General features: G+C 55.7%; 18 protein-coding genes and 1 other RNA gene. 13 read left to right on the top strand and 6 right to left on the bottom strand.

From position 1 onward, the window contains the following. Positions 1–11 precede the first annotated feature (11 nt). From gpJ to WCL58_RS20935, 3 genes are all read left to right on the top strand, one after another. Entirely contained in the window at positions 12–5729 is a 5718-nt protein-coding gene (gene gpJ, locus WCL58_RS20945; RefSeq protein WP_336851556.1) for a TipJ family phage tail tip protein, read from the top strand. A 57-nt stretch (positions 5730–5786) separates the two neighbouring features. Then, entirely contained in the window at positions 5787–7820 is a 2034-nt protein-coding gene (locus WCL58_RS20940; RefSeq protein ID WP_019452260.1) for a phage tail fiber protein, read from the top strand. 121 nt (positions 7821–7941) lie between these two features. Next, on the top strand, positions 7942–9888 hold the full coding sequence (locus WCL58_RS20935; RefSeq protein ID WP_141959995.1) for a phage tail fiber protein: 1947 nt from the start codon (positions 7942–7944) through the stop codon (positions 9886–9888). Between the two features lie 78 nt (positions 9889–9966). Here the strand turns inward: WCL58_RS20935 and WCL58_RS20930 are convergent, their stop codons facing one another. Then, positions 9967–10380 carry a DoxX family protein gene (locus tag WCL58_RS20930; protein WP_016929826.1) on the bottom strand — a complete coding sequence of 138 codons (414 nt, stop codon included), beginning with the start codon at positions 10378–10380 and terminating at the stop codon, positions 9967–9969. Between the two features lie 192 nt (positions 10381–10572). On the opposite strand from WCL58_RS20930, the gene WCL58_RS20925 reads away from it, so the two are divergent. Both WCL58_RS20925 and WCL58_RS20920 read left to right on the top strand, forming a co-directional pair. Further along, positions 10573–10803: a (4Fe-4S)-binding protein gene (locus tag WCL58_RS20925; protein ID WP_016929825.1), complete on the top strand. Its 231-nt coding sequence runs from the start codon at positions 10573–10575 to the stop codon at positions 10801–10803. Position 10804: 1 nt separating this feature from the next. Continuing rightward, complete coding sequence (locus WCL58_RS20920) at positions 10805–11083, top strand: GNAT family N-acetyltransferase (RefSeq protein ID WP_336851555.1); 279 nt, start codon at positions 10805–10807, stop codon at positions 11081–11083. A 32-nt stretch (positions 11084–11115) separates the two neighbouring features. Here WCL58_RS20920 and WCL58_RS20915 read toward each other — a convergent pair whose 3' ends face one another. Continuing rightward, entirely contained in the window at positions 11116–11298 is a 183-nt protein-coding gene (locus WCL58_RS20915; protein WP_025303973.1) for a YodC family protein, read from the bottom strand. A gap of 120 nt (positions 11299–11418) precedes the next feature. On the opposite strand from WCL58_RS20915, the gene WCL58_RS20910 reads away from it, so the two are divergent. Continuing rightward, entirely contained in the window at positions 11419–11934 is a 516-nt protein-coding gene (locus WCL58_RS20910) for a DUF1543 domain-containing protein (protein ID WP_033649790.1), read from the top strand. On the opposite strand, the gene WCL58_RS20905 is transcribed toward WCL58_RS20910, so the two are convergent. Next, on the bottom strand, positions 11929–12855 hold the full coding sequence (locus WCL58_RS20905; RefSeq protein WP_336851554.1) for a LysR substrate-binding domain-containing protein: 927 nt from the start codon (positions 12853–12855) through the stop codon (positions 11929–11931). The two genes, WCL58_RS20910 and WCL58_RS20905, sit on opposite strands and share 6 nt — an antisense overlap. An 85-nt stretch (positions 12856–12940) precedes the next feature. On the opposite strand from WCL58_RS20905, the gene WCL58_RS20900 reads away from it, so the two are divergent. Beyond that, on the top strand, positions 12941–13438 hold the full coding sequence (locus WCL58_RS20900) for a GNAT family N-acetyltransferase (protein WP_102984247.1): 498 nt from the start codon (positions 12941–12943) through the stop codon (positions 13436–13438). Positions 13439–13500: 62 nt separating this feature from the next. Here WCL58_RS20900 and WCL58_RS20895 read toward each other — a convergent pair whose 3' ends face one another. Further along, a complete protein-coding gene (locus WCL58_RS20895) occupies positions 13501–14235 on the bottom strand; it encodes a class I SAM-dependent methyltransferase (RefSeq protein WP_336851553.1) in 735 nt (244 codons plus the stop codon). A gap of 98 nt (positions 14236–14333) precedes the next feature. Here WCL58_RS20895 and WCL58_RS20890 point away from each other — a divergent pair, with 98 nt between their 5' ends. The 3 genes from WCL58_RS20890 to WCL58_RS20880 all read left to right on the top strand — a co-directional run bounded on the left by WCL58_RS20890 (position 14334) and on the right by WCL58_RS20880 (position 17047). Continuing rightward, entirely contained in the window at positions 14334–14786 is a 453-nt protein-coding gene (locus WCL58_RS20890) for a GNAT family N-acetyltransferase (protein ID WP_141959985.1), read from the top strand. Between the two features lie 112 nt (positions 14787–14898). Continuing rightward, complete coding sequence (locus WCL58_RS20885; protein ID WP_240295998.1) at positions 14899–15315, top strand: DUF2946 domain-containing protein; 417 nt, start codon at positions 14899–14901, stop codon at positions 15313–15315. Positions 15316–15385: 70 nt separating this feature from the next. Then, entirely contained in the window at positions 15386–17047 is a 1662-nt protein-coding gene (locus WCL58_RS20880) for a DUF2534 family protein (protein ID WP_336851552.1), read from the top strand. A 55-nt stretch (positions 17048–17102) separates the two neighbouring features. Here the strand turns inward: WCL58_RS20880 and WCL58_RS20875 are convergent, their stop codons facing one another. Then, a complete protein-coding gene (locus WCL58_RS20875; protein ID WP_336851551.1) occupies positions 17103–18038 on the bottom strand; it encodes a LysR family transcriptional regulator in 936 nt (311 codons plus the stop codon). Positions 18039–18173: 135 nt separating this feature from the next. Between WCL58_RS20875 and WCL58_RS20870 the strand changes: the two genes are divergently transcribed. From WCL58_RS20870 to WCL58_RS20860, 3 genes are read left to right on the top strand one after another with little or no spacing between them, the layout of a single operon-like run. Next, the gene (locus tag WCL58_RS20870) at positions 18174–18827 is read left to right on the top strand and encodes a DUF3313 domain-containing protein (protein ID WP_041036393.1); all 654 of its coding nucleotides are present in this window, start codon (positions 18174–18176) and stop codon (positions 18825–18827) included. A gap of 38 nt (positions 18828–18865) precedes the next feature. Then, entirely contained in the window at positions 18866–19210 is a 345-nt protein-coding gene (locus WCL58_RS20865) for a DUF3302 domain-containing protein (RefSeq protein WP_046687688.1), read from the top strand. A gap of 9 nt (positions 19211–19219) precedes the next feature. Continuing rightward, the gene (locus WCL58_RS20860) at positions 19220–20356 is read left to right on the top strand and encodes an HlyD family secretion protein (protein ID WP_336851550.1); all 1137 of its coding nucleotides are present in this window, start codon (positions 19220–19222) and stop codon (positions 20354–20356) included. A 134-nt stretch (positions 20357–20490) separates the two neighbouring features. Here the strand turns inward: WCL58_RS20860 and ssrA are convergent. After that, positions 20491–20854: a transfer-messenger RNA gene (gene ssrA, locus WCL58_RS20855) on the bottom strand. Between the last annotated feature and the right edge of the window lie 29 nt (positions 20855–20883).

Raw genomic sequence — 20883 nt, 5'->3', positions numbered from 1 at the left:
ATGGGCGCAATATGGCACAGACACTTATTCGCGGGCGCAAAGGTGGTGGTGGAGCGGCGCATACACCGGTCGAATCACCTGATGACTTGCAGTCCAATGCAAAAATTAAAATCCTCCTGGCGTTATCGGAAGGTGAGATCGCCGGCGAACTGGACGGCACGCGCATTCTGCTGGATGGCACGCCGATACACAATGCCGACGGCAGCGAGAATTTCACCGGACTGAAATGGGAGGTGCGCAATGGTACGCAAATGCAGGATTACATTCAGGGGATGCCGGACGTTGAGTCGGAAACCTCTGTCAACGTAAAACTGACGACGACCAATGCCTGGACACGTACTTTCACTAATACCGACATTGATGCATTGCGCATTCGGATGGGATTTCCATCGCTGTTTCGTTATGAAAATAACGGTGATATGCATGGCGCGGTTGTGGAATACAAAATTGAACTCTCCACCGACGGCGCTGCTTATCAAACGGTCGTTGCCGGAAAAGTAGAGGGCAAAACCACCAGTTTGTATGAGCGTGACCATCGGGTTAACTTGCCCAAGGCAACAAACGGCTGGACGTTGCGTGTAAGTCGTCTGACGCCGGACTCCACCAGCAGCAAACTGGTAAATAATACCCAGGTTCAGACTTATACCGAGATCGTTGACGCGAAGTTTCGTTATCCCAATACGGCACTGTTGTTCATTGAGTTCGACGCAGCTCAATTCAACGCGGTCCCTAAAATTACCGTCAGGCCAAAAGGCAAGATTATACGCATTCCCGCCAACTACGATCCGTTGGCTCGCAGTTACTCCGGCGCTTGGGATGGCAGTTTCAAATGGGCTTGGAGCAACAACCCTGCCTGGGTGTTCTACGATATTGCGCTTGATAAGAACTATGGGTTGGGGAACCGGGTTTCCGCATTGGAAATGGACAAATGGGGACTCTATCGAATCGCCCAGTATTGTGATGAGCTCGTCAGTGACGGACTGGGTGGTGAGGGTAAGGAACCGCGCTTTTTGTGCGATGTGTATATTCAATCTCAGCAAGATGCTTACACCGTCTTACGCGATATTTCGGCTATTTTCCGCGGTATTACCTACTGGGGTAACGATCAGCTATTTGCCTATGCGGATATGCCGCGCGATATGGATTTTGTCTATTCGCGAGCCAACGTGATTAACGGTGAGTTTACCTATGCCTCAGGTTCTTACAAGAATCGCTATACCTCGGCGTTGGTCAAATGGGGCGATCCATCCAATCATTATGCCGAGGCCGTTGAGGCGGCCTACGATAACGATTTGGTTAAACGGTATGGGGTGAACCAGACCGAAATAACGGCTATTGGCTGCACACGCCGGACCGAAGCTCATCGCCGCGGTCGCTGGGCTATTTTAAGCAATGCCAAAGATCGTACCGTCAGTTTTAACGTTGGACTGGACGGCAATATTCCTCTGCCTGCGCGTATTATCGGCGTCGCGGACGCGATGTTGGCTGGTAAGGCCAATGGCGGCAGGATCCGATCTGCACAGGAACGAACAGTCGTTTTGGATCGTGAGGTCGAGTTTACCGCGGGCGATCGTTTGTGCGTTAATCTGCCGGATGGCACGGCCCAACGCCGCACCATTGCCAGCATTGCCGCTGACAAGAAAACCGTAACGCTCACTGCGGCTTTTCGTCAGCAACCGGAAACGGAAGCGGTCTGGAGCATCGATTCTGACGACCTGGCCGTTCAACAGTTCCGCGTGATTTCAGTGCAATCCAACGATGACGGCACTTTCACCATCAGTGCGGTAGAGCACGATCCAAATAAATACGCGTTTATCGATAACGGTGTTCGGTTGGATTCTCCGCCGCTTACTGTCACCCCCCCTGGCACGATAGCCGCACCCGCCAATATCACTCTTTCCCGGTATGACTATGTCAGCCAAGGGATCAATATCGCCACTCTGCGCGTGCAATGGGCGAGGGTGACCGGTGCGCTGAAGTATGAAGCGCAATGGCGCAAAGACAGCGGCAACTGGGTGAATATCGGTGCGACCTCTTCGCTTGGGTTTGAAGTCAACGGTATTTTCGCAGGCAATTATGATGTTCGGGTGCGTGCGGTTAATGCAGTCGACGTCTCCTCACCTTGGGGCCGCTCGGAAACCACCTATTTGGCCGGTAAAGAAGGGGCTCCGCCGCGAATCGTTGGGCTGCGCGCTTCTACCGATCGGGTATTTGGTATCCAACTTTCCTGGATGTTTGGTACAGGGGCTGAGGATGGTCTGAAAACAACGCTAGCCGTTGCTGCACGAGCGGATTTCTCTGATGAGAAACTGTTGGCAGACGTGCCTTATCCGCAAAATAACTATGACATGCAAGGACTCCGGGCGGGGCAAACGCTGTATTTTCGCGCGGCGTTTACGGATAAAAACGGCTTACAGTCTGAATGGACGGAGTTTGTACGCGGCATTTCCTCCGATAAAGCGGATATCGTTTTGGAACAGATTGCCAACAGCATTACCGAGACGGAGTTAGGTAAAGAACTGTTGGATAAAATCTCCAGTCTGCCGTCCGATCAAAACGTTCAGGATCTGGCGAATAAGATCGCTAAGGCGCAGCGTGACATTGAACAAAACAAGGAGGCACTGGCCGGCGATGTCGGTGCGTTGGAGCAGGCTCTCGAGAGTGTTAAAGAACAAGTTGCCGGCACCAATACCGATCTGAACATGACCGTAGAAGGTTTGCAGCGCAACCTGGAACAAATCAGCAAGGCGGCGATTGAGAATAGCCTGACACTCGATTTGGCACGCACTGATTTGACGATGGCGAAGCAAACGTTGGCCGGAGATATTCAAGATGCCCGGCATGAGCTCAGCGGGACGCGAGCGGCTCTGCAGCGGGCCGATGCCGAGCTACAGGCTAAAGTAGACGCATTGACCGGCGGTGACGGCACCAGCATTGCAGAGGTGATTTCTCAGGTTAGCGTCTTGCGGGAACAGGACCAAGCGCTGGCAGAGCAATTGGCTGCCGTCGTGGCCAAATCAGCGGGCAATGCGGCGCAAATTGCTCAAGAAAAGCAGGCAAGGAGTGATGCCGATGAGGCAATGTCCCAAATTATCAATTCGGTAAAAGCCGTTTCCGATAAGCAGCAGGGAACGATCGCCCAATTGGCACAAACGCAGGCAGATGCTCAAGCGGCGTTGGCCAAAGTGGAATCGGATGTGGCCGCCAGTGCCCAAATTGTCGATGACCATCATGCGGAGCAAGGTCGGGTTAATGCGGCCGTTACGGCAAAAACGGAAGCATTGGCTACCCAGCAGCAGGCAATGGGTGAGCAGTTGGGCGGATTGGGCGCCGAGTTTAGCGATAATCAGGCCCAGGTTACGCAGCAACTGAAGACTTTGACGGATAGCGAGTCGGCTCTGGCGCGGCAACTCAGTGCCCTGGAATCACAAGCGGGCTCCAATACGGCAGCGATAGCAGCGGAATCGCAGACTCGCGCAGAAGCTGACAGCGCTCAGGCGAAAGCGCTTAACACGTTGGGAACGGCCGTTGATGGCCAGGCTTCGGCCATCAATGTACTTCAGCAGGCAGCCAGCAATGCCGAGAGTTCAATGGCGGGCATTACGCAATCGCTGGAAGCACTCAGCAAAGCGGATATCGAGAACGCATTAAATCTTGATAACAGCAAAAAAAATCAGCACGAAGTTAACGCCACGATTACCGCCCAACAGCAAGTTCAGGCCGATCGGTTGGCGTCTCAGGCACGGCAGTTGACACGTTTGCAGGCCAACTTTGGTGATGTTTCTGCAGAACTCCAGCAAGAGTTAACCGTGCGTGCAACGGAAGACAGCGCGCTGTCACGACGTTTGGACTCGCTCAATAGTCAAGTGGGCGATAGTCGTGCAACCTTGGCCCAACTGCAGCAGGTTGTCAGCGATTCCGAAAGCGCACGGACGGGAATGACGCAGTCGCTGGAAGCCTTGAGCAAAGCGGATATTGAGAATGCGCTAAACCTTGATAACAGCAAGAAAGAGCAGGTTGGGGTAAACGCCGGGCTTATTTCGAAACAGGAGGTTCATGCCGACAAGCTGGAGTCGCAGGCACGGCAGTTGCTTATGCTGCAGGCTAACTTTGGCGATGTTTCTGCCGGGCTGCGGCAGGAGCTCACCGTACGCGCGACCGAGGACAGCGCATTATCACAACGGCTGGATTCACTTAATAGCCAGGTAGGGGAGAGCCAGGCTGCAATTACGCAGCTGCAGCAAACGCAATCTGATGCCGATAGCGCCAATGCCAGTCTGTCACAATCGTTAGCAGCGACGGCGAAAGCCAATATTGAGCTGGCATTGAAGCAAAGTGGGGATGTTCAGCAACAAAACACCATTACTGCGGGGCTCCAGACTCAACAGACGGTTTTGGCCGATCAGCAACAAGCGCAGGCTAGGCAGTTGATTGGCTTGCAGGCCAATTTTGGTAGCGTTGCGGCTAAATTGGCCACAGAGTTGACGGTAAGGGCGCAGGCCGATAGCGCTTTGGCACAGCAGTTGACGACGTTAAGCGGCACGGTTGATGAGAATCAAGCGAACGTTGAACAACAGCTGCAGGTTTTGGTGGATACGGGTAGCGCTCAGGCAAAACAGCTTACCGATATATCCAGTAAAACAGAGGGAAATCGCGCTGCACTTACCCAACTGGCGAAAACAGTTACCGATAACCAATCGGCCTCTTCACAACAGATTGTTCAACTTAATACTGAAGTGGGTAAGGTCAAAACCAATCTGCTGAATGAAAGCAGCGTACGTTCAAGCGCCGATAGTGCATTAGGACAACGTATTGATCACGTGACGGCGACCGCCGGTAATAACACTGCGGCGGTACAGGAGGTCAAACAGGCACAGGCTTCATTGAACGGAAAGATATCGGCATCATGGAGTTTGAAGGTACAGGCTGACAACGCAGGGCGGCAGTTTGTTGCAGGGATGGCGTTGGGCGTAGATGGCGCGGGCAACAGTCAGTTCTTGGTCCAGGCGGATCGTTTTGCGTTGCTGAATAATCCAAACGGAAGTGTCTCCTCCCCGTTTGCCGTGCAAAATGGCCAGACGTTTATTAACGCCGCGTTTATCGCCAATGCTTCGATAGACAGTGCAAAAATAGCACAGGAAATCACGTCGTCAAACTACGTTTGGCATGACGACCCCGCCTATCGGCAGGGATGGGCGATCAATAAGAATGGTTATGCCACGTTCAGTAATATGGATGTGCGCGGACGTATTTTCGCCACTTCAGGCGTATTCAACAACGTGACCATCAATGAGAACTGCGATGTCAGAGGCAAGGTTTATGCGAATAGGATAGATGGTGATATTGCCAGCATGCAGGCATTCAGTGCCCAGACGCTACGCAAGCATGATGGCGTATATACCTACGTCTATGCGGGTGGAATGAACTATGCCGTGAGACTCGTCATTCCCAATATCAAGGTCGTGTATTACAGCAGCCCGCGAGGTTCGGTATGCAATATGCGAATCAAACTGAACGGGAATATACTTCGTCAACATCGATTCAGTAGAGTGAGCGGAGGGGATGTTTATGAAGATGCTATTTCAATCGATATTCCAGCGTATGCCGGCGAGCAGCAAATTCGAATTGAGACTGACGCTATGGATGATCGAGATAGCACAATAGTTTCCTCTTTTGTCATGATGGTTTTCCCTCTTAAGAATAATAGATTCTGGTCCTGGAGAGGATGAATGTTCTTTGGCGTTCAATTACCTTAATTTAATGTTTAGAAACATGGAGAAATAAGTATGTGGTATAAAGCGGGTAAAATTAATGTTGTCGCTAATAGCGCCTCTGTTTCTGCGACCGGCACACAATGGGGAGATGCAAAGTACGGCGTGATGCCGGGGATGATGTTGCTGGCACCAGATAATAAGCTCTATGAAATCAAGAGCGTTAACAGCAATGCTTCATTGACCTTGAACAGTAGTTATTCGGGTGAGACGGCCAATGGGCAACCCTATGCCATCATTACGACTTACGAAGGCGATATCAGTCAGTTCTCTGCTCGATTCAGCGCCTTGCTAACCTATTTTCAGGGGAGTCGTAGTGAGTTGATCGATGTCTTGACTGGTACCGGCGACGTTAAATTAACCAAAGAAGATGGTTCGTTGATCACTGTACCTTCGTACAGCAAATTGATGGCGGATATGCAAGACAAGGCGCTTGTTTCCATCGATCGTTTACGCTTTGCGATGCCGGTGACAACAACGGCAGATGTCACTTATTTGTGGGGGACGCTGGTGAACTTCCCGCAAAATGGCGCAACGGTGAGTATAGATATCGTTGGTGGGGCGGGATTTAATGGCCAGGTTTACAATAACACTGGAGCACAGGTTATTATCAGAACGGGGACGCAGAATAACGTTGTTAATTCACGTGGGCGCATTTCAGCTAGAGTGGTTCACTCAGGTAATGAAGTTATTATTAAAGCTCTTTCTTTAGTAGAAACATCGGCAAATAATTACGATGTTTATGTGACTCTGGGCAGTTTCATGGCCTCCAACTACTATACGGTGCAAGGAGGGTCACTTTCGACCATGCTGAGCCGTTGGGTCAACAAAGGGACTCGTTTCGAGGGCGACCTTCCTGCCAGCAATATGAACGTGGGAATCTATGCGCAGTATGTCGAGAGTTTGGCAAACAAGAAAATAGATCTGCAGAAGTGCATTTGGGCTGGCGATGGTACCGGGATTGGCGGCACTTCTGTGCACAAAGATGATGCGTTTGAAATGCTCAACCGTTTTTATCGGATAAACCAAGACTCGGCTAACTATCCAGGTGGTGCGGGTAACGTAGCGGTGGTTTCCCTGCCGCTGGATGGCAGCCCATCGGCGGCTTATTTGGCGGTGAGCGGGCAGCGGCATGCCTGGGTAGGGCAAGGAAGCAACTATGGGGAAAATAAAGGAAAAATATTCTGGCAGCGCGTGTTTACCGATCTCTATGCTCCTGCCGTTTCGGAGTTGAGAAATGGCAAAGATTACGGATTGACGGGTGCAGTCACCGCTGCAGCTCGGCTTAATTTAGATTCGCTATACCAGTCCAGTCCGTTGATGGTGATTAATGACGCTATTAATCGACCGGCGGAATTGGGGGGGGGCGCCGCGTTTATTAAAGTTGAAAGCTGGAAAGTGGATGGCGGAGCGGAGCCCGGTTCGCTTCGCACGCGGCAGGTGGTTTCCGGTTATGGCAGCCTTGGTTCTGAAAGCGGCAAGGTTTTTACCCGGGTGTGGAACGGTACGAAATGGACTGGATGGATTAAGGACTGGACAGAAGCGACGACGACGGTAGATGGCAACGGCTTTATCAAGAAAGCTTCGCCGATTGCTCGATTGTCCAGCGATCCGCAGCGCATGAACAGTGATTTTTTAGCCGGCTTTATGCTTGCCGGCGTAGCGGCGATCAATCCCGAGGCGGCGGGAGTCACTGCAGAAAAGCTCACGACTGGCGTTTATCGCCTCACCGGTGCTCGTGGCTTCGCAAAGGAGGGGTGGACGTTTGAAATACCTCAAGATGGCAACGGCAACCGTTTGTGCTTCGTAGAGACGGAGACTGACGACGATGGCGTCGTCACGGTCAGAGTCAGTAAACGGCGATTCGATGCAGATACGGCGATGGTTATTGCCGGTGAGCCTATGGATATTCCGGCGGGGCGCTGGATCGATCTACGACTGGATGTCCTTCAGAATCAGGAAGTTGATGAGAAGGAAAAACATGCGGCAGATTTTCGCGATATTGATCTTGCCGATGCAGATGATGCCAACGTTGGACCTTTGCAGTAATTAGAATCGACTATTTATTTCTCTCTTTCGTGAGTTGCTAATTATAAATATGTCATTAACGGCAGGCATTGGCACGCCTGCCTTTTAATCATGATGCAATTGCATATCAAGGAATTTAAGCATGTGGTACAGAACGGGAAAAATTAATGTTGTCAGCAATGGGACATCCGTCGCAGGGGTGGGGACGCAATGGGCTGACGCAAAAAATGGCGTGATGCCTGGGACGATTTTGCTGGCTCCAGACAATCAACTTTATGAGATTAAATCTGTAAGTAACAACAATCTCTTTGTATTAAGTTCGCCTTATGCAGGCTCGACGGCCACTGGGCAAGATTACGCGATTATCACTACTTATGAAGGTGATATCAGCCAGTTTTCCGCAAGATTGTCGGCTTTGCTAACTTACTTTCAAGGAAGCCGCAATGATTTGATGAATTTATTGACTTCATCAGGTGATGTCACCATAGAAAAAGACGATGGGCAACGCATTATCTTGCCGGGATATAGGAAAGTGCTCGATAGCATGGATGTCACGGTTAAAAAAGTCATTAATAACACTCGTTGGAAGATGCCTGGTACGGCAAAGAACCCAGGGTGGTATTTGCTTGGTGAAATCAGCAAATTTACGCAAGGTGGAAGTACGCTAAAGATCGATGTTACCGGCGGACCAGGTTATAACGGAGCTTGGATCCATAATGCGATGGCGAGTATTGTTATACGTACCGGTGATGGGCAAGTTTCGACTGTCAACGCAGCTGGACGAGCGGGGGTGACATGTTGGAACGCACTGCAAGAGCGTGCGGCGGTCATTGACGTTTGTTTGATTGAGCGAACGGCGAATATGTATGAGGTACATGTCAATCTTGGTAGCTTTATCAATCAGTGTTTCTATGAGATTTCTAGCGTAGATATGGCTATGGTCGATAACTGGAATCATGTCGCCACCAAAGATAGCGTTATACCTGAGAGCCCTCTGGGTAAAAAAGTGATTGCGAACTTGACCGATGCAACTGTCGTCGATCGTGATTATCTCGACAGCCGGTTGATTTCAAAAGGGGAGTTTGGTCTGGGAGCAGGTGCCCAGCATAAAGATGATGCTTTTCAACGAATTTACAACATGTATCGAGTGACGCCGGCCTCTGACAATGCTCCACTTCCCAACAACATTTTTGGCTGTGTCTCGCTGCCGATCGATGGTGGCCCAACAACAGGGTATATGGCTGTGGGCTCATCGGGAGCACTCTTTACCGGTGTATCCAACTCGGTATCGGCGGGGAAAATCAGCTGGGGGCGAACCTTCGGTGATACCTGTTTGCCTACGGTATCGGATATTTCCAACCTGAAAGATTGGGGATTGACCTATGGTGTCACGGCAGCGAGAAAACTGGATTTTAATGATCGATACTTCTCGCGCAGAGGAATGGTAGGAACGGATCCTTTGGGGAATCCGTTCAAAGATGTCGGGACGTATTTTCTGGATGTGTATGGCTGGAAAGCCGGTCAAGAAGACACCAAAGAAAATTATCGCGCGGCGCAAACTTGTTACGGTTATGGGGTGTCGGGAAACCAGAGTGGGAAGATGTTTTTGCGTACCTGGAATGGTACCGAGTGGAGCAAGTGGTTCAAGGTTTGGACAGAGGCCTCCACGATCACGGACACCAATGGATATCTCAAACCCGCCTCCCCGGTAGTCAAGCTCTTTGGTGATGGCCGCAGCGTATTCAATGAAGACGTTCTGGGGGTAAAAACGGAGAGGCTCAGCGAAGGGGTTTACCGCATGGCAGGGACGCTCGGATTCAATGCCGACCCAATTTGGGGGGGGATAAACGGTGGGATTGAAATCCCATTAGACAGTAACAAGCAAGCATTGATTTGGGTTGATTATCAGGTTGAAACCAATGGCGATATCATCATTCGCAGTTATCACCGTACCCACGACGGTGTTCCTGTTTTCGCGCGGAATATTAAAGAAGGGTATGTGGATGGTCAGCCTATCGACATTCCTGAGGGACGTCATATCGATCTGCGCGTACAAATGCCCGAATTGCCCATGGCGGCAGAGGTGTAAGCGAGACAACGTCTGATAGGTAGCGGAAAAGGGCGGAACGTCAATGGCAGCAGGAGCTGCCATTGACGTATCGATGAATTATTTATTAAATATTTTATAGTCCAGCGAATAACGGCCGGCGCCGGTTACCGCCAGCAACAGTAAGCCGCCAATGATGCTGATGTTTTTAAAGAAGTTGATTTCATTGCCCATCATTTCCATGCCGGTCATTTTCCAGAACGGATGGCCGATAAACGCGGTGCCCAACACATACAGAGCGAAGATGACCGCGATAGGGCGAGTAAACAGACCGAGAATAAGCGCGATGCCGAAAATAAACTCCACCACCACGGCAACGATCGCCGCCAAATAAGGCATCGGCGTGCCGTAGCCTTCCATCGCCGTGACGGTCGCACCGAAGTTGACCAGTTTCATCCAGCCGAAAATGATAAACAGAACCATCAGTAATATGCGGGACAGCAGAATTACGCCGTCTTTTGAGCTATCACCCATTTCGAACTCCTTAGCCACTGTCGGAATGATATTGTCTTACTGAATAAAGATTAGAACAATTTACGTTTTTTTCTAGCGGCGGCGGGCGGTTGCGCCACTTTTTTCGGTGAGCGAGACGCGTGGTGAAGCCGGCGGCATTGCCTATACTTGAGCCTGGAGCAAAAACAATAAAACAGGCAATGTGAGGCAAAAATGGACGAGGAATTGACCGCCGCCGGTTACCGCCGTTATTCCGGCGACAAGATTGACGTTTATTTTAACAGCGCGATATGCCGCCATTCCGCCAACTGCGTGCGTGGCAACGCGGCTATTTTTACCCTGAACCGCCGCCCGTGGATTATGCCGGACAATGCCGACGCGGCGGAGGTGAAACGCGTTATCGACACCTGCCCCAGCGGCGCACTGAAATATAGGGAGAAATAATATGGAACATAAAATACTGGCAGACGACAAGCGTTTTTATATCAATGACGAGCAGGGCAAGCCGATCGCCGAGATCTCTTTCGTGCCGAGCGGCGACAAGCTGACCATTATCGATCACACCTGGGTGGATGAGTCATTGAAGGGGCAGGGCGTCGGCAAAAAGCTGGTGGCGCTGGTGGTGGAGAAGATGCGCGCGGAGCAGCGTAAAATCATTCCGCTATGCCCGTTCGCCAAGCATGAGTTTGATACCACGCCGGCCTATCAGGACATTCGCGCCTGAGGCGATAACGGGGCGCGGTGCGCCCCGGTTATTCAGCAGACGCCGAAATCGCCGTCTTCGTGGTACAGCGCCACATCGCTGGCCTGCACCTCCGTGCGCTGCTCTTTGCCCAGTTCATTCCAGCTGCAAACCAGGGTTTCACCGTCGATCGCCACCACGGTCATCTTTGGGCCGCCGGTGGTGCGTTGAACAAAATCACCGATATTGAATGCCATGCGTTCCTCCACAACAGATTAAACCTCACCTATTGATAACACAGAATGGCGCTGCCGTTGGCACGAGTTTCGTTATGTATTATTTTATATAGCGATTATCACCAAGGAGAGCAGAATAACATGCCGGGATTATTGATGTTTTATGTGGGCGGTACGGCGCCGGGCGCCAATATTGAGCTGCACGACGTGCAGTTCGCGGCGGCGGATCGGCCGGAAGAGGCGTATCCGCTGCTGCGTGAAAAGTGGTTCGGCGATAAGCGCAAGGTGCATGTCGACGGCTATGCGCGCATCGACTGGGCGGACGGTTACGACGTGAGCCTGGAGCCTGCGCCGTTCGCCGGTGAAGAGAAGCTGTTTTTCGTCAACGTGGGCGGCTACCGCAGCGATGAGCTGGCGGAATTGCACCAGTTCGGCCTGTTTGTGGCGCGTTCCGCCGACGAGGCGAAGGACAAAGCCAAACGGGTGCTGCTGACGGACAGCGCGCAGCAGCACAAGGATGACCTGGCTGAGGTGGACGACTGCCTGCTGCTGCAGGCGCTGCAGGGCTACCACGTGCATCTGCGGGCCAACCCGCACGGCAAACCGGCCCGGCCGCTGTGGCAGGGGTATCTGCCGATCGGCGAACCCGCGTTATAACGCCGCCAGCGCCTGCAGCTGTTGCCGCAACCAGCGGCAGGCCTCTGGTCGGCCGTTCTTGCGGTGCAGGTAGATTTTGATCTGATACGGCGGCGCCGGAAACGGCAGGGGGTGGATATCCAGCGCCGCCGCCTGCCGCAATTTTTGCGCGGCGTAGCGCGGCATGCTCATCACCAGTTCGCTGTCGGCGACGATGAACGGCGCTCCCAACAGCGAAGGCGTGCGGATGGCGATATCGCGCTGCAGCCCCAGCTTATCGAGCTGGTAGTCAATGACGCCGCGCTGTTCGTTCCACGGCGTCACCACCAGATGGCGCGCACGCAGATAGTTTTCCAGCGTCAGTTCGCCGTATTTTGCGCTGAAGGCGGGTGAACAGATCGCCACATACTCATCCTCCAGCCAGCTTACCTCGTCGATCTCCGGGTAGCTTTCGCCGTCGGTTTCGGTAAAGCCCAGCGCGAAATCGATGCGCCCCGCCAGCAGATCGTTCAATGCCACCTTGCGCTCGGAATAGCGCAGCTGGAACAACAGCCCCGGCGCCAGGCGCTGCATCTGCGCCATCAGCGCGGGAAACACCGCGAAGGCGGTGTAATCGGTAATGGCGAAGGTGAAGCTCTCCCGGCTTTCGGCGGGGACGAAGCGCGGGCGCGGATGCAGCCCTTTGGCCAGCAGCGCCAGACTTTCGCTGACGGTCGGGGCCAGGCTGTCGGCATACACCGTCGGGTGCATGTCGTTACCGACCCGGTAGAACAGCTCGTCCGCCAGCGCCTTGCGCAGCCGGATCAGCGCGTGGCTCAGCGCCGACGCGCTGAGGGCCAGCTCCGCCGCGGCGCGCGTCACCGACCGCAGCCGATAGACCGCTTCGAACACCAGCAGCAGGTTGAGATCGAGACGCTTCAAATCCAGATGCATGATATTCATTACCTGTTGATGAAAATGCAGTTCATACAGTATTTGAGGCGCGATATGCTGGCAAGCACAGTCATCAACACACTCAGGATTTGCCATGACCATCGAGATTTACCCGGCGCAAAAAAGCGACGCCCAACTGATTCTGGATATGATTATCGAGCTGGCAGTGTACGAAAAGGCGCGCGAGCAGGTGCTGGCCAGCGTGGAAGATATCGAACGCAGCCTGTTTGGGCCGGGCGCCTGTTCCGAAGCGCTGATTTGTACGGTAAACGGCGAGCCGGCGGGTTATGCGGTGTTCTTTATGAGTTACTCCACCTGGCTGGGTAAAAACGGCATCTATCTGGAAGACCTGTACGTGGCGCCGAAGCATCGCGGCGCGGGCGCCGGTAAAAAGCTGCTGCGGCACATCGCCCAACTGGCGTGCGAACGGCAGTGCGGCCGCCTGGAGTGGAGCGTGCTGGACTGGAACCAACCGGCCATCGATTTCTACCTCAGCATCGGCGCGCAGCCGCAGAGCGAGTGGGTGCGCTATCGTATGGAGGGCGAGGCGTTGACGCACTTCGCGGCGCATGGGGTGGCGTTGCCGGCATAATAGCCGTTGGGGGGAGGCGGACTCCCCAACTGTGGTGGTGTGAACGGTTTACTGCGGATCAATCAGGTGGGTTTGCGGGCGGCGAGAATGAAGATCATCGGGCGCTCCTGCTCTTCGTCCAGCGCCGGATTAGCGGCAATTTGCTGCGCGCTGGGGCCCCATTCGTTCAAATACCGGATGATAAACCCTTGCTGTGCCAGCGGGTTGATATAGCCGCCGAGCGTGCGGTGCTGCTTGATGACGCCTTCCGCCAGCCAGTTGGAAACGCGCTGGCCTTCTCGCTGGTAGCCGTTCACCGGCCAGGATTTCTGACCGTTGCCGTCGGTCAGCCAGCCCTGTTGCGCCGGGGCGGTGTAGATCGGGTGCTCGGCGGTGAAGATGAACTGCCCGCCGGGTTTCAGCGCGGCATACACCGTGGCGAACAGTGCGGCCAGATCCTCGAGGTAGTGCAGCGTCAGCGAGCTGTAGACCAGATCGTAACTTTCCGGCGGCAGCTGCAGCTGCGCCAAATCCTGCCGACGGTACTCGATGCCCGCGTCGACGGTCATCTCCCGCGCCTTGGCCAGCATTTTTTCCGAGACGTCCAGCCCCAGCACGCTGGCTGCGCCCTGTTCGCGCGCGCTGCGGCAAAACCAGCCGTAGCCGCAGCCGAGATCGACCACGCTTTTACCCTGCAAATCCGGCAGGATACGGCGGATGGCGGGCCATTCCGGCGCGCCGTCCAGGCCGTGCTGCGAGCGGCTGAGCTGCGCATAGCCGTCGAAAAAGGCCTGATTGTCATAGATGTTTTGCGTCATGATGACTCCTTAGTGAATGACGGCGGTGGAATGCCGCTGCCATACCGTGCATATTGCTGCATAATTCTACGCTGACAACATGAATTACGGGAATGACGATGGACATGATTTCGGTGCGGCAAGCGCCCGAACTGGCGCTGCGCGCCATTGCGTATTTTCAGCGGCACTGGGCCACGGCAGAGACGCTGATAATGTATGAAGACGCCATCAACCGCAGCCTCGGCGCCGCCAACCCGCTGCCGCAGTGGTACCTGCTGATGGAAAATGACCAGATCCTCGGCTGCGCGGGGCTCATCACCAACGACTTTATCAGCCGTGGGGAGTTGTATCCCTGGCTGTGCGCGCTCTACGTAGAGGAAGCGCAGCGCGGCCGGGGCTACGGCGCCAAACTGATTGAGCATGTGGCGGCGGAAACCCGCCGACTGGGCTTCCCGCAGCTGCACCTGTGCACCGACCTGGAAGGCTACTACGAGCGCAGCGGCTTCGTTTATAACGGGCTCGGGTATCACCCCTGGGGCGAGGCCTCGCGGGTCTATTCGCGGGCGCTGTGATCGCCGCCGCTGGGGGTGCGTAAGACAAATCTGACTTTTCTTTCACCTCATCGCGCATCGCGGGTTACACTGGCCGCTTGTTCGCCACCGACCGGGTTAATTCGCCGCCGCGATGAGAGTGCCACGCCAGCTACAGCAACGCTTTACCGCCTGCATCGCCATTATGGCGGTGCTGTTGCTGTTTGTGGCGCCGGTGGTGTCGAAATCGCTGATGCACCACCCGATGATGGGCGGCATGGCGCAACCGGACGCCGCCATGCCGCACGACATGCACGCGATGGCGATGCCCGCCGCCGAGCATGCCGGCCACCACGGCATGGATCCTGCGGAGATGATTTTCTGCGGCTATTGCGAGCTGCTGATCCACGTGCCGCTGCTGCTGTGGGCATTCGTCCCGCTGCTGTGGCTGATGGCGCGCATCGCGCGCCTGCCTTGCGCGCCGCGCATCGTTTCTCCGCCCATTCGGCGCCTTACTCTGCGGCCGAGCCCGCGCGGGCCGCCCGGCCAACCGTTTTTCCCTATTGCTTGATCATGGGTAACGCCTCCGTATCGCTGCGGACGGTTTGCCTGCGCGCACAGTTTGAAAAACGAGAAAGGCCATGTCTTCAATAACCAAAACTCCACCTGCCGCATCGCCGCGTGGCGCGATGCTGAACCTGATCAGACGGCTGCATTTTTATATCGGCCTGCTGGTCGCTCCTTTTATTCTGGTCGCTGCATTGACCGGCACGCTGTATGTGCTGACGCCGCAGCTTGAAGAGGCGATGTATCGCGATGCGCTTTTCACCGAACCGCACGGGCAGGCGAGATCGCTGGCTGACCAGATCGCCGCCGCCCGCCGCGCGGTGGGTGACGAGGCGCGCATTTACGCCGTGCGCCCGGCACCCGGCGCAATGGACACCACGCGAGTGCAGTTCGCGGGCGCCGATCTGGGCGCTTCCGAATCGCGCGCGCTGTTTGTCGACCCTTACACTCTGGCGATCAAGGGCGATATGACGGTGTACGGCACCTCCGGCGTGCTGCCGCTGCGCACCTGGCTGGACAAGCTTCACAGCAGCCTGCTGCTTGGCGATCTAGGGCGCAACTACAGCGAGCTGGCGGCCTCCTGGCTGTGGGTGGCTGCGCTGGGCGGCGTGGCGCTGTGGCTGGCGACGCGGCCGAAGCGCAAGCTGAAAAGGGCAAAAGGGGGCTTCGCCGCCAGCCGCCATTGGCATATCACGCTGGGCGTGGCGTTGCTGGCCGGGCTGCTGTTCTTCTCGGCTACCGGGCTGACCTGGTCGCAGTGGGCCGGCGGCAACATCGACGCGCTGCGGGCCAACCTGGGCTGGCTGACGCCGCAGGTCAACACCAGCCTACAGGCCGATGCGCCGCAGACGCCGGCCGATCCGCACGCCGAGCACCGCGGGATGATGCCGGGCATGAAGATGGGCCCTGCCGCGCAGAGCAATGCGCTGAACGGCGACTGGGATCGGGCGCTGCATGCTGCGCGCGCCGCCGGGATCGACGCCGCTAAGGTTGAGCTGCGCCAGCCGAAAGGCGAGGGCAAGGCCTGGACGGTAACCGAAGTGGATCGCAGCTGGCCAACGCAGGTGGACGCGGTTGCTATCGCGCCGCAAAGCTTCGCCGTCGTCGACCAGGTGCGGTTCGACACCTTCCCACTCATCGCCAAGCTGACCCGCTGGGGCATCGACGCCCACATGGGCATTCTGTTCGGCTTGCCGAATCAGCTGCTGCTGGCGGCGTTCGGCCTTGGGCTGTGCTTGATGGTCGCGTTGGGTTACCGCATGTGGTGGAGTCGCCGCCCGGCGGCGGGGGCGCAGCATCCGGTGCATACGCTGATTGCCGCCTGGCTGGCGCTTTCCCTGCCGGCGCGTGCCGTCACGCTGCTGGTGGCTTCCGCACTGGGGTATTGCCTGCCGGTGATGGGCGTGAGCCTCGCGGCGTTGCTGCTGGTGGACGTGTGGCGCTGGCGCGGCCAACGGCAAAGCCACCGGGACGAAACGCCGGAAGCGGCCGCCCGCCGCGCTGAGGTGCGTAAGTTCCGCGCGGCGGTGGCGACCGTGGCGGTGGCGGTCGGCTGCGTGATGGGCCGAGCGATCCTCGGCGGCACCGTCGAGCAATTCCAACTGCCGATCGGCGCCTGGAGTGCCCAGATGGTGATCATGCAGAGCCTGATGGTGCTGCTGTATACGCTGGTGTTCACCCTGCTGCTTTCCATTCCGCTGTGGTATTTCTTCCTGGGGGAGAAAGAGGGGCGGTGAGGTATTTTGCGCCGACATGAAGCGTTCAACCCCGCTGCAGCGGGGTTTTTCTTGGTTATATCAGCCGGTGGGCGTGCAGCTTAACGCTCTCCATGATGCTGTCCATCGTCACCTGCACGCGGTGCGGCAATACGCCGCGCCGGCGATAAATCAGGTAGGCTTGCATATCGATGCCGCGCTCGCGCGCCAGGCAGGGCTGTAGGGTGCCGGCATCCAGCTCGGCGGCGACGGAATAGTACGGGGCGTAGACGATGCCCAGGCCCTGTTTGGCCAGCTCGATCGCCGGCAAAATGTTATCGCAAACGCTGGCGCCGCCGATCTCGATCTGTACCAATTCCCCCTGCGCATTGTAGCCGCTCCAGGTATTGCGGATGCCGCCCAGCATGCGCAAGGCGATGCAGCGATGCTGCGGCAGTTCATCCAGCGCTGTCAGCGGCGAGCGGGCAATGTAATCCGGTGCGGCGAACAGCCCGACGCGAAAGCGGGTGAAGGGCCTGGCGATCAGGCTTTCGTTTTGCGGCTGGAAAAAGCTGATCAGCAAATCGCAGTCGCTGTCGAATACTGCGCCGTACTTTTTCTCGCGTTCGTCGGGGTTGCGGGTCACCAGATCGACAGTCAACGCCGGCGCAGCGTGCAGCAGCGGCGGCAGTAAATAACGGGCCAGGAAAGCGTGGATGCCGATCGGCGCGCCGAGCGTGACCATGCCGCTCAGGCTGCGTTTATAGGTGCCGGACATATCGAGCAGATCGCTGTGTTCGTCCAGCAACTGCGAGGCGCGCCGCAAGAATTGCTCGCCGAATTCGGTCAGCGCCAGGGTACGCGGGCCGCGCAGGAACAGTTCCAGCCCGAGCCGCCGTTCCAGCGCGGTGAGGGCGCGCGACACGTTAGACTGCTGCATATCCAACCGCTGCGCCGCTTTGCTGACGCTCGCCGTTTCGGCAATGATGCGGACAATCCTGAGTTCTTCAATGCGGAAGTCTTTCTCTTTCACTGGCCGGCTCTTGTGAGTTTGTATATCAAAAATGATATACACCTTTGGCGGCATTGTCATATGACTTATCGCGGACGGCTGGGTATCATTCGATTTGATTATTTGCTATCCACCAAAATAAAGAGAAACCCGTCAATGAAAGTGACAAGAGCGGTTATTTTGCCTGCGCTGTTATTACTGGCCGCGTGCTCTTCCGCCGTGACCGAAAAAGAAAAGTACTCGACCTTTTTGACCAATTATAACGATATCAATAAAGGTCAATCCGCGTCCGGCAAAGACGTTTTATATTGGAAGGATAAGAACGTCGATTTTTCCCGTTATCAATATCTGGTTTATCAACCGATGATCTATTTCCCGCGGCCGAAACCGAGCGAGATGGTGAGCCAGCGCGCACTCGACAATATCCTGAATTACACCAACCAGCAGTTTAAGCAGGCGATGGGCACCCACTTTACGCTGGTGGACATGCCGCGCGAGCATACCCTGATTTTCCGCGGTGCCATCACGGCGATCGACACGCAGAAGAAAGGGCTGCAGATCTATGAAGTCTTGCCGATCACCCTGCTGATCGCCGCGACACAAAGCGTGACCGGGCACCGCACCATGGAGAGTGCGGTCTATATGGAAGGCGAGTTTATCGATGCGGCGACTAATCAGCCGGTCATTAAAGTGGTGCGCAAGGCTTCAGGGGAAAATCTCAATAACGAGAAAGCGCAGCTTAAAGTCACCGACGTGAAGAATGCCATCGATACCATCGCCAACGACATTAGACAATATAACACGCTATAAACCTCGTTTATTTCCGCTATGACCAACCAGGGCTTTACATGTTTCTTAATTATTTTGCTTTAGGCGTACTGATTGCGGTATTCCTGATTTTATTCTACGGCGTCATTATTATTCATGACATTCCCTATTTGCTGGCCAAAAAGCGCCAGCATCCGCATCAAGATGCGATTCACGTCGCCGGCTGGGTCAGCCTGTTTACGCTGCACGCCATTTGGCCACTGCTGTGGATCTGGGCCACACTCTATCGGCCGGAACGCGGTTGGGGCATGAGTGAGAAGGCAGAACCTTCAACGGACCTGCAGGCGCGCATTGCGCTGCTCGAAGCCGAATTGCAACGCCTGCAGGAAAAGCCGACGGCGGTTTCTGGCCCTACGGTAAGTTGAGCGTACCCTATGGATTTGCTCATTATTTTCAGCTACGTGGCGCTGAGCTACGGCGTATTTAAACTGTTCCGCATTCCGGTTAATAAATGGACCGTGCCGACCGCCGTGCTCGGCGGGATCGTTATCGTCGGCGCCTTGATTCTGACGATGAACTACAACCATCCGTACAGCGATCGGGCACAGAAAATTGCCGTTTCTGTGCCGATGGTGCCGCAGGTCTCGGGCATAATCGTAGAGGTGACGGAGAAAACCAACGTGCTGCTGCGCAAAGGCGAGGTGCTGTTCCGTCTCGACGACAGCCGCTACCGTGCGCGGCTCACCAGGCTGGAGGCGGATCTGGCCGGGGCAGAGGCGGAGATCAGAACGCGTCGGGCGGCGCTCAGCGAGTCCGCCGCCAACGTGCAGCGGGCTAATGCGGAGTATGAGCGCGCCCGTAAGGACTACCAGCGCTATGCGAAAGGGGCGGCGATGCCAGTCAACCCGTTCTCGGAGCAGGACGTCAGCCATGCACAGCAGCAGTATCAGGCGCAGTCTGCGGCGCTGCAGGCGGCGAAAGCCCAGTTCCAGCAGGAACAGGCGCGGTTGTCCGGGCGCTATGACGGCGAAGACGCCACGATAGCCAGCCTGAAATCGCAGATTGCCGAAGCGCGCTACAACCTGGAACAAACGGTGGTGCGTGCGCCGAGCGACGGTTATGTCACGCAGGTGCTGGCGCGGCCGGGCACGGCGGCGGTTCGCCTGCCCTTCAAGCCGGTGATGATTTTTATCCCGCAACAAAAGCGCCAGGTGGTGGCGGTGTTCCGCCAGAACGCCATCCTGCGCTTGGCGCAGGGGGACCAGGCCGAGGTGGTGTTCAACGGCTTGCCGGGGCAGGTTTATGGCGGCACCGTAAGCCGGGTGTTGCCGGCGATACCGGACGGCAGCTACCAGGCCAGCGGCGCACTGCAGGGCCTGAGCGCCACGCCGGGCCGGGAAGGGGTGTACGTGATGATTGACCTGGCGGCCAATCCGGATCTGGATCATCTACCCGACGGCGTGAGCGCTCAGGCGGCGGTCTATACCGGGCACTTCGAGCACGTCTCCGTGATGCGCAAAGTGCTGCTGCGTATGACCAGCTGGCTGCATTACCTTTATTTGGATCACTAGCCTGCATCGGCCCGGAACAGCCCGGGCCGTGGGGCGAGCCTTCGAAATACGACAAAAACAAAAAAGCCCGCAACCGAAGTTGTGGGCTTTTTCGCTATTATCGCCGGGTCTATCTGGTTCACTGGCGACGTATTTGGTGGAGCTGGGGGGATTTGAACCCCCGTCCGAAATTACTACACCGTCGGCACTACATGCTTAGTCCAATCTTTACATTCGCCGGCCAGCTGCGGATGGACACGCTACTGACAGACTAGCCTGATTGAGTTTAACGCTTCAGCCCCAGGCAGGACGTCCACGCGATCTCTTTTGGGTTTGACCTCTCTTGATCCCCGTCCTAAGAGCGGAGGCTAGGGAGAGAGGGCTCTAAGCAGGGTATTAAGCTGCTAAAGCGTAGTTTTCGTCGTTTGCGACTATTTTTTTGCGGCTTTTTACGAGGCCAACCGCCCCTCGGCATGCTCCTAGGGCTTCGCAAATCCCGTCGAATCCAGAATCAGCCCCAAGTAACTTTGTGCAGTATACCAGAAGTT

The sequence above is a fragment of the Serratia sp. TMDUHS_CL genome (assembly GCF_037137105.1).
In the GTDB taxonomy this organism is placed as follows: Bacteria; Pseudomonadota; Gammaproteobacteria; order Enterobacterales; family Enterobacteriaceae; genus Serratia; species Serratia nevei.
This window is presented reverse-complemented; position numbering and strand designations above follow the sequence as displayed.

Coding starts and splice junctions, on each gene's coding strand:
- gpJ (WP_336851556.1), top strand. CDS start 12: ATGGCACAGACACTTATTCGCGGGCGCAAAGGTGGTGGTGGAGCGGCG.
- WCL58_RS20940 (WP_019452260.1), top strand. CDS start 5,787: ATGTGGTATAAAGCGGGTAAAATTAATGTTGTCGCTAATAGCGCCTCT.
- WCL58_RS20935 (WP_141959995.1), top strand. CDS start 7,942: ATGTGGTACAGAACGGGAAAAATTAATGTTGTCAGCAATGGGACATCC.
- WCL58_RS20930 (WP_016929826.1), bottom strand. CDS start 10,380: ATGGGTGATAGCTCAAAAGACGGCGTAATTCTGCTGTCCCGCATATTA.
- WCL58_RS20925 (WP_016929825.1), top strand. CDS start 10,573: ATGGACGAGGAATTGACCGCCGCCGGTTACCGCCGTTATTCCGGCGAC.
- WCL58_RS20920 (WP_336851555.1), top strand. CDS start 10,805: ATGGAACATAAAATACTGGCAGACGACAAGCGTTTTTATATCAATGAC.
- WCL58_RS20915 (WP_025303973.1), bottom strand. CDS start 11,298: ATGGCATTCAATATCGGTGATTTTGTTCAACGCACCACCGGCGGCCCA.
- WCL58_RS20910 (WP_033649790.1), top strand. CDS start 11,419: ATGCCGGGATTATTGATGTTTTATGTGGGCGGTACGGCGCCGGGCGCC.
- WCL58_RS20905 (WP_336851554.1), bottom strand. CDS start 12,855: ATGAATATCATGCATCTGGATTTGAAGCGTCTCGATCTCAACCTGCTG.
- WCL58_RS20900 (WP_102984247.1), top strand. CDS start 12,941: ATGACCATCGAGATTTACCCGGCGCAAAAAAGCGACGCCCAACTGATT.
- WCL58_RS20895 (WP_336851553.1), bottom strand. CDS start 14,235: ATGACGCAAAACATCTATGACAATCAGGCCTTTTTCGACGGCTATGCG.
- WCL58_RS20890 (WP_141959985.1), top strand. CDS start 14,334: ATGGACATGATTTCGGTGCGGCAAGCGCCCGAACTGGCGCTGCGCGCC.
- WCL58_RS20885 (WP_240295998.1), top strand. CDS start 14,899: ATGAGAGTGCCACGCCAGCTACAGCAACGCTTTACCGCCTGCATCGCC.
- WCL58_RS20880 (WP_336851552.1), top strand. CDS start 15,386: ATGTCTTCAATAACCAAAACTCCACCTGCCGCATCGCCGCGTGGCGCG.
- WCL58_RS20870 (WP_041036393.1), top strand. CDS start 18,174: ATGAAAGTGACAAGAGCGGTTATTTTGCCTGCGCTGTTATTACTGGCC.
- WCL58_RS20865 (WP_046687688.1), top strand. CDS start 18,866: ATGTTTCTTAATTATTTTGCTTTAGGCGTACTGATTGCGGTATTCCTG.
- WCL58_RS20860 (WP_336851550.1), top strand. CDS start 19,220: ATGGATTTGCTCATTATTTTCAGCTACGTGGCGCTGAGCTACGGCGTA.